The sequence below is a fragment of the Brachyspira pilosicoli P43/6/78 genome, from assembly GCF_000325665.1.
Classification (GTDB): Bacteria; Spirochaetota; Brachyspiria; order Brachyspirales; family Brachyspiraceae; genus Brachyspira; species Brachyspira pilosicoli.
In genome coordinates this window covers 2,027,682-2,041,468 of sequence record NC_019908.1, presented here as the reverse complement: position 1 = coordinate 2,041,468, position 13,787 = coordinate 2,027,682, and the positions used below count along the sequence as shown (strand labels likewise).

Annotated in this window: 12 protein-coding genes; 8 read left to right on the top strand and 4 right to left on the bottom strand. The window is 27.7% G+C overall.

Annotated features, from left to right (window positions below):
• Window positions 1-108 precede the first annotated feature (108 nt).
• Together BPP43_RS09090 and BPP43_RS09085 are read right to left on the bottom strand one after the other, a co-directional pair.
• Window positions 109-630, bottom strand: coding sequence for a shikimate kinase (locus BPP43_RS09090; RefSeq protein ID WP_013244015.1), 522 nt, complete (start codon window positions 628-630; stop codon window positions 109-111).
• Window positions 623-1,732: a chorismate mutase gene (locus tag BPP43_RS09085; protein ID WP_015274784.1), complete on the bottom strand. Its 1,110-nt coding sequence runs from the start codon at window positions 1,730-1,732 to the stop codon at window positions 623-625. Before BPP43_RS09085 ends, BPP43_RS09090 begins: the two co-directional genes overlap by 8 nt.
• 244 nt (window positions 1,733-1,976) lie before the next feature.
• Here BPP43_RS09085 and BPP43_RS09080 point away from each other — a divergent pair, with 244 nt between their 5' ends.
• The 8 genes from BPP43_RS09080 (at window position 1,977) to BPP43_RS09045 (ending at window position 9,995) form a co-directional block, all read left to right on the top strand.
• Complete coding sequence (locus BPP43_RS09080; RefSeq protein WP_015274783.1) at window positions 1,977-2,693, top strand: DUF4241 domain-containing protein; 717 nt, start codon at window positions 1,977-1,979, stop codon at window positions 2,691-2,693.
• Between the two features lie 58 nt (window positions 2,694-2,751).
• Window positions 2,752-4,269, top strand: coding sequence for a DUF5312 family protein (locus BPP43_RS09075; RefSeq protein WP_015274782.1), 1,518 nt, complete (start codon window positions 2,752-2,754; stop codon window positions 4,267-4,269).
• Window positions 4,270-4,293: 24 nt separating this feature from the next.
• Window positions 4,294-5,286, top strand: coding sequence for a lysylphosphatidylglycerol synthase transmembrane domain-containing protein (locus tag BPP43_RS09070; RefSeq protein ID WP_015274781.1), 993 nt, complete (start codon window positions 4,294-4,296; stop codon window positions 5,284-5,286).
• A gap of 19 nt (window positions 5,287-5,305) precedes the next feature.
• Window positions 5,306-6,265 (top strand): glycosyltransferase family 8 protein, encoded by a 960-nt coding sequence (locus BPP43_RS09065; protein ID WP_013244020.1) that lies wholly within the window; start codon window positions 5,306-5,308, stop codon window positions 6,263-6,265.
• Between the two features lie 220 nt (window positions 6,266-6,485).
• The gene (locus tag BPP43_RS09060) at window positions 6,486-7,655 is read left to right on the top strand and encodes an iron-containing alcohol dehydrogenase (protein ID WP_015274780.1); all 1,170 of its coding nucleotides are present in this window, start codon (window positions 6,486-6,488) and stop codon (window positions 7,653-7,655) included.
• 218 nt (window positions 7,656-7,873) lie between these two features.
• The gene (locus BPP43_RS09055) at window positions 7,874-8,260 is read left to right on the top strand and encodes a hypothetical protein (RefSeq protein WP_013244022.1); all 387 of its coding nucleotides are present in this window, start codon (window positions 7,874-7,876) and stop codon (window positions 8,258-8,260) included.
• A 63-nt stretch (window positions 8,261-8,323) separates the two neighbouring features.
• A complete protein-coding gene (locus tag BPP43_RS09050) occupies window positions 8,324-8,818 on the top strand; it encodes a hypothetical protein (RefSeq protein WP_013244023.1) in 495 nt (164 codons plus the stop codon).
• Window positions 8,811-9,995, top strand: a complete 1,185-nt coding sequence (locus BPP43_RS09045; RefSeq protein WP_014935234.1) for a bifunctional ornithine acetyltransferase/N-acetylglutamate synthase — start codon at window positions 8,811-8,813, stop codon at window positions 9,993-9,995. The genes BPP43_RS09050 and BPP43_RS09045 overlap by 8 nt, the downstream gene beginning before the upstream one ends.
• Here BPP43_RS09045 and BPP43_RS09040 read toward each other — a convergent pair.
• Both BPP43_RS09040 and ulaA read right to left on the bottom strand, forming a co-directional pair.
• Window positions 9,992-12,250: a transglycosylase domain-containing protein gene (locus BPP43_RS09040; RefSeq protein ID WP_015274779.1), complete on the bottom strand. Its 2,259-nt coding sequence runs from the start codon at window positions 12,248-12,250 to the stop codon at window positions 9,992-9,994. The two genes, BPP43_RS09045 and BPP43_RS09040, sit on opposite strands and share 4 nt — an antisense overlap.
• Before the next feature lie 264 nt (window positions 12,251-12,514).
• Window positions 12,515-13,783, bottom strand: coding sequence for a PTS ascorbate transporter subunit IIC (ulaA, locus tag BPP43_RS09035; protein ID WP_013244026.1), 1,269 nt, complete (start codon window positions 13,781-13,783; stop codon window positions 12,515-12,517).
• Window positions 13,784-13,787 lie beyond the last annotated feature (4 nt).

The window sequence follows — 13,787 nt, the reverse complement described above, 5'->3', positions numbered from 1 at the left end:
AAAATTTAATTTAATGTATTTGATAATAATATAATTTAAATAATATATATAATCCTATTTACCGTGCGTTGGATTATTATTTTTTATAAATATAACTATTCTAAAAAACTAAATATAAGAACCAACACATTCATAGAATTTTTTAAAAGTCTCTTTTATATCGTTATCCCAAGTATTATGATTAAAAATTACTTTAGCACATTCTCTATATAGAGCATCTCTTTTTTTTGATAGCTCAATTAATTTATTTTTGTCTTGCACGAGTAATGGTCGTTCTGATACATTTATATTGTTTACTATAAGCTCGGCGGGTCTGTCAATAAAAATAACTATACCTCGCTCTTTCATCAAAGCTCTGTTTTTTTCTTTTAATATTGCTCCGCCGCCGGTAGATATAACAGCATTTTTTATATTTGACAACTCTTCAAGTACATCGCTTTCTACTTCTCTAAAATATTCTTCTCCGTTATCTTCAAATATCTTGTTTATAGTTTTTTTCTCTCTGCTTTCTATAACCTTATCCATATCAAAAAAACTATAATTAATATATTCTGCTAAAAGTTTTGATAAATCACTCTTGCCGCTTCCTGGAAGACCAATAACAAATATAGTTTTTTTTAAATCATTCATCATAAACCCCAAGCACTATAAAATTCTCTACACTGTTTTTAAAATCTTCAAAAACTTTCTTAGCCTCATCACTCTCAAAATCTCCAACCATATCAATATAAAAATAATACTGCCATTTTCTCTCAATATGAGGCCTGCTTACTATTGATGTTAAATTAAATATCTTTAGCTTATCTAAAACATCAGCAAGAGAACCATTTTCATGCGGAAGTAAAAATCTCATAGTCATTTTATTTCCAGAGTTTAAAGCATTATCATAATTGCTCACTATTATAAACCTTGTAGTGTTTCCTTTTATGTTTTCAATATTTTCTTTTAATATATTTAAATTATAAATCTTATAAGCATTTTTATTGGATATAGAAGCTATATAATCATCATTACTGTTTGATACAAAAAAAGCAGCCTCTGCAGTATTTGTAGAGAAAATCTCTTCATAATTATTCTCTTTTATAAAATTAGAACATTGTTTTAGTGCCTGATGATGCGATATTACTTTTTTTATATTATCTATATTAGTATTCTTATTTGCCATAAGTGCATATTCTATTGTAAGATAAACCTCACCAACTATTTTGCAATTATAATCAGCAAGTATATCAAGCACCTCATTAACCATGCCTGTAGAAGAGTTTTCAAGCGGTAAAACCCCATAATAACTCTCAGAACTTCTTATACTCTCAAGAACATCTTCAAAACTCTTTTTCTTTACCAATTTAGCCTCATCGCCAAAAAACTTTTTAGCAGCCTCATAACCATTTCCGCCCTCTCTTCCTTGATACGCTATAACAGAATCGTATTTTATTTTTTTATTACTATTTTCTTTAGTGTTATTATCAATCAAATGCTTTTGAATCTGCTTTGATGTGTACATTATATCATTATAAATAGTAGTAATTAAGTTTGATAATTCCTTGTTTTCAAGAAGATTTATTCTGCTTGCTATAACTTCTTTTTCTCTTTTAGGGTCGAATATCGGAGCATTGTTTTTTTTCTTAATCTCCCCAACCTTCACACTAACTTTCATTCTCTCATCTATTAACCTTACAATATCTCTGTCTATCTCATCAATTTTTTTTCTTAAATCCTTTAACTCTTCCATTATATCCTGCCATTATAAAATATATTAAATTAATAATAATATGATCCTTACTACTAATAATAATTATTATACAAAATGCCTAAAAATTGTAAAGTCTATAATATCATATTTTAATTTTCTTTACATTATAATTAAATTTGTTGACTTTTTTACTTATTACTATAAAATAAAATGCAACTATATTTTAATATATCTACAAATTTCATTTATTGTATATAGAATTATTTTGTTTACAGAGGATACTATGCAAGTTTCTAAAGAGTGGCTTGAAAAATATTCTAAAATAAAAAATATGCTAAAAGCACAAGATAATTTAGAAGAAGCATTCACAAAAAAAGAAATAAATGATGCAAAATTAGAAATATTAGATTTAGGCGAAGTTAATATAGAAAGCGGAAAAATTGTAGTATGCGACCCATTGGCATATTTAGATGAAGAATCTTTATCATTTATACAAGAAATAAAACCCAATAAATATAAAGTATTTGCCGGTGTTTTAGAAGATGAAGAGAGATACGCTATTGTAAAACTTCAAATATCAGACAAAGCACCTAAATATTATGATTTGGCATTAACTGGTGTAGAAGAGTTAGAACATGTAGAAGATGGAGATTTTTTTGGATTTCCTGTGGATGCTGGTATGGCTTGTATATGTGATTATAATGCTCTTAATGATTTTATAAAGTTTGAAGATAAATTAATAGAATCAAAGGGAGATGATTATAATAGATATGATGATTTATTTGCAGGTCTATTAGAAGATAATGCTAAAAAATATCCTAAATATCAAAGTGAATATGGTGATTGGCTTAATTTTAATATACCAGAAAGCAAATACAATATAGTTTTATTTCAAAGCGGATATGGAGATGGTTTTTATCCTTCATATTTTGCTTATGATGATAATGATGAAATTTGTGCTTTATATATTGTTTTTATAGATTTATTCGCTGATGATTAATAATTTTCTTATATATAGACATTTTATTTAATAGAATATTAGGAGTATATAGAATAATATGAATGTTTTAGATTATATAAAATACAATTTCTTTAATATAAGAACTCCAAGCTTGGTAGAAAAAGTGCGTTTGCAGGAATATGCTGCAAGAATACAAAATAATAAGTATCATTTTGTAGATTTAAAAACAGGTGCTCTAACAGATACGCTTGCTAAGTTTGTATTTGATATGTATAAAGTAATTGGACCATTATTACACTCTTTAAAAGAAGAGTTTATTATTAAAGATGGCAAACAATTTTCATATTATTTAATAGAAGTATCATTTAATGATGAAATGAAAAACTTGTATCTCACGCTTAACAAAGAATATATGACAGAAAAATTAAAAAGCGGAGAAAAAATTAATAACGTATTTAATGATGTAAAAGATAATTTCAGTAAGTTTAAAAAGTTTATTAGCAGCGATAATGGAAGAGAAATAAATTTAACTTTTAATTTGCTTAAAGACTTTGCAGCTATATCAAATTTTGATTTCTTTTTATTTTTAAGAGCTTTTTGTCCTTCTTTTGTAGATGGTGCATATAATTCTAATCCTACATTCAAAAGTACATCAAACATTCAGGTAGTAGATGACTTAATAAGATTAGATGAAGCTGTAAAAAGTATAGTAATAAGAAAAGAATTGGCTAGTGCTTTAAAAATATTTCAAAAATACATAGGTGTTCCTGAAATACCTGAAAATAATATAAAAACTTTTTTGGCTAGAGTAAAATATTTGCAAACACCAAATTTATTGAGTGATATTATTATTTATCTGCTAAAAGATTTTACATATAAATCTCCATCAAACTCATCTAACGTAAATATATTTGTAAACTACATAACAGACTGCACTAATAATCTAAAAAAAGATATGAATGAAATAGTATCAGAAATAAAAGCTAATAAAATTACCACTATGAGAGAAAAGACTTTTAGCGGAATAGAAATAATGAAGATGAGTAATATTAATGATGATAAAAATGAGCTTTTAGAAAAATATGAGTGCAATACTTTTACTTGTATAGAGCCTTTAGAGTATATAAAAACTTTTGTTGTAGAGATATTCGATATAAAATATAAATCTCCTTTAAATGATATGTTTTTGGGTGTAGATTTTGTTAATAAAGAAAGAAATTCTATGGGGCTTGATGCATTTTATACTTTAAACGATTCTAATACAGAAATTGTTAATTTTGATGCACAATTAAGCCCAGAATCTGAAAACTTCAAAAGATTTAAAGGCTGGACTATTACAAAAAATAAGGCCTTAACAAGCAGAGAATTAATAGAAGCTATGGTAAAAAAGTTAGATGATGAAGGCAACAAGATTATTATTAATGCCTACAATTCTGTATTAGATTTAACAAGCATAGTAAAAAATGTTATAGAAGATTATAATAACGGCACTAAAAATGAGATTCTTAATGCTAATAAAATACCTACTTTAGAAAAATTCAATTTAAATATAGCTAAAGAGATGCTTGATGATTTTGAAAACTTTATATCATTATTAAAAAACTTTGTAAGGTAACAAATAAATATTTAGAGAGTTCGTATGTATAAAAAATATAAAACAGCTATTAATATCACTATTGGTATAATTATAAGTATTGCATGTTTATACTTTGCTTTTAGAGGCATTGATATAAAAGGCTCTATTGAAGTAGTAAAAAATATTAATGTAACATATTTTATTATATCTTTAATACTCAGTGTAGTTATAATTGCTTTAAGAGGTTTAAGATGGGAATGTTTTATACCTTTAAAAAAACCCATTAAAAAAAGAACTGTAGTAATGGCTACATATATAGGTTTTATGGCTAATAATATACTTCCTGCTAAACTTGGTGAAGTTGCACGTGCTTATATATTAGGAATTAAAGAAGATGTTAGTAAATCTGCTTTAATAGCCTCTGTTGTTACAGAGAGATTATTTGATGTTATTACCGGCGGAGTTATACTTACTATTTCTGTGGCATTTATTCCAAATTTGCCAAAAACTGTGACTTATGCTGCAATTGCTTTATTTGTTGTATCTATTGTTGGTTTTTTGGTGTTAATGTTTTTAGTATGGCAGAAAGATTTTGCTCATAAAGTTTTTCACAAAGTGTTTGGAATACTGCCTCAAAAAATTGGCTCAAAATTAATAGAGTTCTCTTGCAATTTTATAGATGGTATAGGTTTTAAAAATGACCCTAAACATATATTTTTAATATTTTTCTATACAATTCTTTATCTTATAGGTCAAATATTTACTATAGGTTTTTTACTATCAGCTTTTAATATAAAGGCTTCCCCAATAATAGCATTATTTGTATTTGCTATTGGAGGCTTTGGTTTTGCTGTACCTTCTGCACCTTCTGGAATAGGACCTTTTGAATGGGCTATTATTTTTGGGCTTTCATTGATAGGTGTTGAAAAAACAGTAGCTGCTCCTTATGCTTTAGTTTATCATATGATGGGTATTGTACCTATTACTATAGTTGGATTTATATTCCTATTTATTATGGGTATTAATCTAAAAGATGCTACTGCTCAAAAAGAATAATTTATTTAAGGATTTTACTATGAAAGAATATAATATATGTCTTTGTTCAGATGATAATTTTACACCATATATGGAAGCATTGATTGTTTCTATACTAAAACATTCTTTAGATGATGAAAAGTTTATTTTTCATATTATAACTTTAAACTTCTCTGACAATTCTTTAAAAAAAATAGAGTATTTAAAAAAAATAAAAGATTTTGAAATAAAAATTCACAAACCTATAAATTTGGAAAAATACACAAAATGGTATAATGATAAATCTGGTGGAAAATGGAGTGTACATGTTTTTTTAAAACTTGATATACCAATTATTCTTAAAGATATAGAAAGGGTATTATATATAGATTCTGATATGATAGTTTTAGGAAGTTTAAAAGAATTTTTTGATTCTGATATGGAAGGATATTATATAGGCGGAGTTAATGATTTAAATATTAGTAAAAGTCACAGAAATAAATTAGGAATAGGATATAATACTAATTATTTTAATGGTGGTTTGATATTGTTTAATACTAAAAAATATAATGAAGATAATATTCCTCAAAAGATAGAAGAATATGTTAATACACATGAAAAAATATTTTTCTTAGAACAAGACATATTAAATTATTTACTTAAAGATAAAATCAAATATTTTAGTGAAAATTATAATTTTACTTCAGCTATAGCTAAAAAACATAATAATAATATAGAAAATGTTATAATTCCACATTTTACTTTAGTGAAACCGCTATATCATAATACGCCAATATTTAAAAATAGATTCTACTATGAATTTTGGAAATGTTTTGTAGAAACTAAAAGTTTTAAAGATGAAAGCTTAAAATATGCTATTATCTTAATTGATCAAAACGATCCTAAAATAGCAGGGCATAATAAACTTATAGATAAATTATCTTGGTGGATACCTTTCAGAGAAATGAGAAATAATTTTAAAATTAAATATAAAAGAGACATAAAAGAAAAATTTGAATAAATGATATTGATATTAATTTATTACAATCTTTAGTATTAACAATTTTGAATTAGTAATAATATAGCATATTAATAATTTTATAAGCAATAATTATATACACTTTACTATCTTTTATTACACCTTTTATCATAAAAAAGAATAATATAAAATAATATAATTGACAAGTTTTCTATAAATGTTATAATTTGGTACAATAAAAACATATTTTAGGAGATTAAAGATGTCAAGATTTACAATTCCTAGAGATTTATACTATGGCGATAACGCTATGGAAGAATTAAAGAACTTAAAAGGTTATAAAAAAGCTATAATAGTTACAGGCGGTTCATCTATGAAAAGAGGTGGATTTCTTGATAAATGCGAAAAAATATTAAAAGACACTGGTTTAGAGGTTAAAATTTTTGACGGTGTTGAGCCAGACCCTTCTATAGAAACTGTTTATAAGGGTGCTGAGGCTATGAGAGAGTTTAATCCTGATGTAATAGTGGCATTAGGAGGCGGTTCTGCTCTTGATGCTGCTAAAGCTATGTGGGTGTTCTATGAATATCCTGAAAAGAAATTCGATGATATTAAAACACCTTTTACTATGCCTAAACTTAGAAAAAAAGCAATATTTGCTGCTATTCCTTCTACAAGCGGTACAGCTTCAGAAGTTACAGCTTTCTCAGTTATCACAGACTATTCTACTAACATTAAATACCCTTTAGCAGACTTTGAAATTACTCCAGACATTGCTATACTTGATTATTCTATTCCTATGACAATGCCTGAAACAGTTTCTGCTGATACTGGTATGGACGCTTTAACTCACTCTATAGAAGCTTATGTAGCAGGACTTAGAACTGATATAACTGATGCTTTAGCTATGAAAGCAATAGATATGATTGTTCATAATATAGAAAAAGCTGTTAAAGGAGATAAAGAAGGAAGAGCAAAACTACATGTTGCTCAATGTTTAGCTGGTATGTCTTTCTCTAATGCTTTACTTGGTATAGTACATAGTCTAGCTCACAAAACAGGTGCTGAGTTCCACATCACACATGGCAGATGTAATGCTATACTTCTTCCTTATGTTATAGAGTATAATTCAAAAGTTTGTGCTGATAGATTTGCTGATATAGCTAGAATGCTTAAACTTTCTGGAAATACTGATGCAGAACTTACAGCTTCTTTAGTAAATAAAGTTAAAGAATTAAATGTTAAATTAGGCATCAAACAAACTTACAAAGATAACGGCGTTACTGAAGATCATTTCAAACAAAAATGCGATGATATAGCTAAAAATGCTGTTGCTGACCCTTGTACAGGCTCTAACCCAAGAGAGACTGATGTTGCTAATATGAAAAAAGTATTAGAAGCAGCTTATTATGGAAATGCTGTAAACTTTTAATTAATATATTTTAATCATAGTTTTTCCCCGAGTATCATTTATATGATGCTTGGGGTTTTTATATGGCTTAGAAATATATATTTTTAATTCTTATTTTTAAATAAAAAAATAATATAAAAAAACTTCATATATAATATGCTGTAATTTATAAAAAATGACTTGACAAAAAAAAGTATTGTATTATGATAGCCTTAAAATTACGATAAAATGGAGTAAATATGGAAAAATTAGAATGTCTTAGTTTTTTTAATATTATAGAAATGTTAAATGGATATTTTGCTAAATTTGATGATGACTTCGATGATGATGATTATGATGATTATGATGACGAAGAAGAAGATTATGATGATGAAGATGATTATGATGATGATGACGATTTCGATGATGATTTTGACGATGATTTAGATGATGATGAAGATTATGACGATGATGAAGATTTAGATGATGAATACTATGATGATGATGAAGACTTTGATGATGATTATGATGATGATTTAGACTTTGATGATGATTTTGACGATGACTTTGATGATGATGACTTCGATGATGATGATTTCGACGACGATGAAGATTATGATGATGACGATTTTGACGACGAAGATTAATAATATATAAGCAATATTGATATTACAGTAATATTAATATTGCTTGTAATTGTAGGTTTTGTAATGGCTGAAAGAAATAACAATAATAGATTTAAAAATAACTATAATAATTTTCACAACAAAAAAAAGAAAGATAATAATTCTTACAACAACAGAAAAAAAAATAACCATAATCAATATAGAAATAAAAAAACTATAGAAGAATATGAAAAAATCTATCTTAGCAATAAGATGAAAGATAAATCAGAAAAAGCAATATGTCCTATATGCAATGAACCTATATATATACCAGAAGAAGGCATAATGCATAATGTTACAAATAAGCTAGCTCATTTTGAATGTATATTAAAAGAGATAAAAAGCAATAATGAAGAAGAGATGGAAGAAAATGATAAAATAGTTTATTTAGGTTCCGGTACTTTTGGTATTATACAAGAAAGAAAAAATTCTAAAGGCACTAAGCTTTTTGTAAGAAAGAGAATAAATTACGAAAACAGAAAAGTAAAAAAGGTGGAAGACGACTCAGATCCTGAAGAGGAGGATTTGTTTAATGTATAATATGCCTAAGGGATTTTCCTCTGCGGCAATAAAAGCTGGTCTAAAAAACAATGATTATGATTTAGCTATAATAAAAAGTGAATTGCCTAGCACAGTATCTGCATTATATACTCAAAATAAACTGCAAGCAGCTCCTATACAATTTTCTAAAAATAATGATAAAAATAAAATTGAATTATTAATAGTAAATAGCAAGTCTGCTAATTCTCTCACTGGAAAAAAAGGCTATCAAGATGTTTTAGATATAGCTAAACATTCAAGTGATGTTTTTAAATGCAAAAAAGAAAATATAATGATGGCTTCTACAGGCATTATAGGTATTCCTCTGGAAGTAGAAAAGATAAAAAATGCTATTACTAATTCTAAACTTAATACAGGCTTTGATGAAAATATTATAAAAGCAATTCAAACTAGAGATAGAATAGATAAAGTATATAAAACCCAATTACAAATAGAAGATAAAACAGCAAACTTTTTGGCAATAGCTAAAGGAAGCTCAATAGTTCACCCTAATATGGCTACTGTATTATTATTTATATTTACAGATTTGAATGTAGAAAAAAAGACATTAAATAAAGCATTTAAATATGCAGTAGAACATACATTAAACAGAATATCAATAGACGGTGAAACATCTACTAATGATATGGCTTTGATAATGGCAAATGGAGCATTAGAAAATAAACAAATTAATGAGAAAAATAAAAAGCTATTTTTAGAGCTTCAGCAAAAATTAGAAGAGATATGTGCTGTTATATCAAAGATGATACTATTAGACGGCGAAGGAATGAGCAAAACTATTATGGTATCTGTAAAAAAAGCAAAAACTCAAAAAGATGCCTTTGAAATAGCAAACAAAATATCAAAATCTAATCTTGTAAAAATTTTATTTATATCTAATGAAATAGAACATCGTAAATTATTATCAACTATAGGAAATATGAACGTTAATGTAGATAAAATGTCTATAACAGTAGATAATATTAATATTTACAAAAACGGCAAAATAAACGAAAATCAAGATGAACTAAAAATATTAAATAATAGTTTAAATAAAGATAAAAACGAACATCATATTATATTAGATTGCGGATACAATACAAAGTTTGAAGACTACTATTATTTTACAGATATAAGTCAGGAATATATATCAATACATTCAAGTTATAATATTTAGCTTCTTATATTACCAACAGTAGGATCATATATTACTTCTTCTGGAAGTGTATAAATATTATTATTATTTTCTGTATTAGTGTTTTCATTTGTATAATTATTATTTTCATCTAATGGAGGATAATAATATTCTTCTTCATCATCTGCCATATTAGTTGCATTATTGTTATTATTTCTTCTAGTACCGCTTCTTATATGGTCAATATTACATTGAGTACTAAGGTCAATATTTCCTCCAACAGTAAGAGGAGTAGTATTAACACAAGTATGATTTCTAGGAAGTCCAGAATCTTGACAAATCTCTACAATAAATACATCTTCAGGCACTTTCCAATGAAACTCTCTTTTATTTACAGGAGTAATTGCATCTAAATATTGAAATGTAGCCAAAGCAGTAGTAGCTCCTCCAGTAACATTATTAGGAAGAACATCATTTCTGTCGCTTCCAATCCAAGCAACAGTTACAATCTCATCATTATAAGCAACAAACCAGTTATCTCTATGCTCGCTAGTAGTACCTGTTTTAGCAGAATATGAAGGACTTTGAAAACCATAAGTACTAGCACTTCTGTATGCTGTACCTCCTGGAGCTATTACTTTTTGAAGAGTAGAGTTTAAAAAATAATATGATGCCTGTGAAGTTGAGCTTATTTTTTTAGGAGTTCTATCTGCAAGAGCAGTTACACTTAATTCATTTCCGTCTATATCTATTACTTTATCTACTATATAATTATTGTATCTTGTACCATTATTAGCAAGCCCGCCGTAAGCAGTAGCCAAATCTAAAGGACTCATCTCTATAGTACCCAAACCAATAGATAATGCATTTGGTATATAGGCATCATTTCCAAAAAACTCCCTCGCATGATCAACAAAATAAGCAAGACCAATATCATTTAATAATTTAACAGCAACTGTATTGATAGATTTTGTTAAAGCAGTTTCTAAAGTAATTTCACCCATATATCTTCTATTAAAGTTTCTAGGAGAATATGCAGGTTTCCCTGGTCCTTGAGGATAGCTGTAATTTGTATCAAGCATAGTAGAAAAAGGCTGAGCACCTCCTTCAAATGCATACAAATATATAAAAGGCTTTATTACACTTCCTATTTGTCTTTTTGCCTGCACTGCCCTATTAAACTGATTTTGCAAAGTGTATCCGTCACCGCCTATCATTACAAGTATACCGCCTGTTTTTGGGTCTATAGAAACCATTGCTCCTTGATAGCTTCTGTTGGAAGTAGATGCTTGAAGATTTCTTATTTTTTCTTTCATCACAGCATCTGCCACTCTGTAATATCTTTCATTTATTGTTGTGTATATTTTAAGACCAGACAAAGCAAGTTCATCTTTATTGAAATAGTTTAATAATTCTTGTCTTACATATTCATTAGCATAGGGTGTTCTGTTTACAGTCATTTTCCACTGAGCACCTTTTACCTGCTTGCTTATGTTTGTATATTTTTGGTCAAATAATTCTAATTCTGCCTTTTTAGTTTCTTCATCTATAATTTTATTTTTAACAAGTCTTGATAAAATCTGCTCAACTTTTTTTCTGCTGTTGTCTGGATTATTTACTATAGAGTAATATGTAGGGTTTGGAAGCATACCAACCATTATGGCAAACTCTAATAATCTGCATTGCCTTAAAGGTTTTTGAAAATAATAATTAGCAGCTGCCTCAAAACCATAATTTCCATCACCCAAGTAAACAGTATTAAAATACATAGCAAGTATTTCTTTTTTTGTATATTTAGCCTCTATCTCTCTTGCCGCAAACATCTCAAACAATTTTCTCTCTATTGTTCTTTCACTTTTTGTAAATAACAATTTTGCTAATTGCTGTGTAAGTGTTGAACCTCCGCCTACTATCTTCCTAGTTAAAACAGTTTGTATTGCCAAATATGCAGACCTAAAATAATTTATACCCTTATGCGAATAAAATTTCTGGTCTTCCATTAAAAGAAGCGTTTTTTCTAAAAGCGGATTAATATCATCAACATTTACAACCTCATAAGCAGGAGGCATATATTCCCCTATGAGTATATTGTTTTTATCATAAATCTTTGTAGGAGGAGAATCACCAAAAGGATTTAGAGGGTTAAAATATCTTATTCTCTTTTCATTTCCTCTTATTACTATTATATTATAGTATTCCTCAAGCATGGCCATACTTTGGTCTCTCTTAGAAACCCAGTCTTTATATATATTTCCTACATAAAGACTAAGTATTATACCGCCAGTTGCAGAAATCAAAAGTATAATAATAAATGCACTTATTAAAAATTTTTTAAGTTTTGATTTTTTCTTTTTTGATAGTTTTATCTTTAGTAGCCATTATACACCAATTAACATAATATTTATTTAATATAATACTATGATATAATTAACTTTGCAAGTCAATACATAGCAATTTTTTGTATCTTATAAAAAACAAATCTTCAATATATATAGTAAAAAATATAAAAAAAGAGCATCAATAACTTATGATGCCCTTATTTATATAATTATATAATTTTTTTATTTTATCAAGCTAGTGATAAATCCTATAATACCGCCCACAGCTACAAAGTCAGCATCGCTGAAAGTAGTATTTTGGAAACCTAAATCTCCAAGTATAGGAAGTAATATAATAGGAAGGAAAGCAAGAAGAAGACCATTAATGAAAGAACCTATAATACAGCCTCTTCTTCCGCCAGTAGCATTACCAAATACACCAGCAGTAGCACCAACAAAGAAATGCGGTACAACACCAGGTATAATTAAAACGCCGCCTACAGCACCAAGTATAGCTAAACCAACTAATCCGCCTATAAAGCTTGTAATAAATCCTATTAAAACAGCATTAGGAGCATAAGGGAATACTACAGGACAATCCAAAGCAGGTATAGCATTAGGAACAATCTTTTCAGATATACCTTTGAAAGCAGGAATAATTTCACCTAATATCATTCTAACACCAGATAATACAACAGAAACACCAGCAGCAAAAGTAACACCCTGTATAAGAGCAAATACTAAATAATTCTGACCATTAGATAATTCTTTTTCTATATAAGCACTTCCTGCAGCAATAGCAACTATGATATAAATAATAGACATAGTTAAAGCTATAGCAAGTATATTGTCTCTCATGAAGCTTAAACCTTTAGGTAATTTTAAATCCTCAACAGAAGGAGAATTTCCTCCCACTATTTTACCAATAAGAGCAGAAATACTATAAGTAACATTAGAGAAGTGACCTAAAGCAACCTGACTAGTGCTGTCTCCTATAACTTTAGGCATAGCCCAATAGCTTAATAAAGGAGAAATACTCATAGCAAGAGCATTTATTAAAGAAGCAGCTATTATAAGAGTAACACCGCTTAAACCTGCTACTGCTAATATAACTGTAATCATTACACCCATGTAGAATATATGGTGACCTGTTAAGAATATAAATTTCAATGGTGAGAATTTAGCTATGATTATATGGAATATCATAGAAAGTATCATAACCATAGAAACTTGAGTACCATACTTTGTTAATGCTAAAGATACTATAGCCTCATTATTTGGCACAACACCTTGAACATTAAAAGCAACCTCTACCATATTTCCAAAAGGAGCTAATGAAGTTGTAATAACTGTAGCACCAGCACCAAGCAAAATAAAACCTATTAAAGATTTCATAGAACCTGCTATTATTTCATTAATAGGCTTTTTTAATAGAATAAGACCTACCATAGTAAATAAAGCTACAAGTATTGAAGCTTGGCTAAGTAAGTCAACTAAAAATTTTAATACCATTATA

Bases quoted from the DNA above. Each gene is read 5' to 3' on its own strand.
- BPP43_RS09090 (WP_013244015.1), bottom strand. From the start codon at position 630: ATGAATGATTTAAAAAAAACTATATTTGTTATTGGTCTTCCAGGAAGC.
- BPP43_RS09085 (WP_015274784.1), bottom strand. From the start codon at position 1,732: ATGGAAGAGTTAAAGGATTTAAGAAAAAAAATTGATGAGATAGACAGA.
- BPP43_RS09080 (WP_015274783.1), top strand. From the start codon at position 1,977: ATGCAAGTTTCTAAAGAGTGGCTTGAAAAATATTCTAAAATAAAAAAT.
- BPP43_RS09075 (WP_015274782.1), top strand. From the start codon at position 2,752: ATGAATGTTTTAGATTATATAAAATACAATTTCTTTAATATAAGAACT.
- BPP43_RS09070 (WP_015274781.1), top strand. From the start codon at position 4,294: ATGTATAAAAAATATAAAACAGCTATTAATATCACTATTGGTATAATT.
- BPP43_RS09065 (WP_013244020.1), top strand. From the start codon at position 5,306: ATGAAAGAATATAATATATGTCTTTGTTCAGATGATAATTTTACACCA.
- BPP43_RS09060 (WP_015274780.1), top strand. From the start codon at position 6,486: ATGTCAAGATTTACAATTCCTAGAGATTTATACTATGGCGATAACGCT.
- BPP43_RS09055 (WP_013244022.1), top strand. From the start codon at position 7,874: ATGGAAAAATTAGAATGTCTTAGTTTTTTTAATATTATAGAAATGTTA.
- BPP43_RS09050 (WP_013244023.1), top strand. From the start codon at position 8,324: ATGGCTGAAAGAAATAACAATAATAGATTTAAAAATAACTATAATAAT.
- BPP43_RS09045 (WP_014935234.1), top strand. From the start codon at position 8,811: ATGTATAATATGCCTAAGGGATTTTCCTCTGCGGCAATAAAAGCTGGT.
- ulaA (WP_013244026.1), bottom strand. From the start codon at position 13,783: ATGGTATTAAAATTTTTAGTTGACTTACTTAGCCAAGCTTCAATACTT.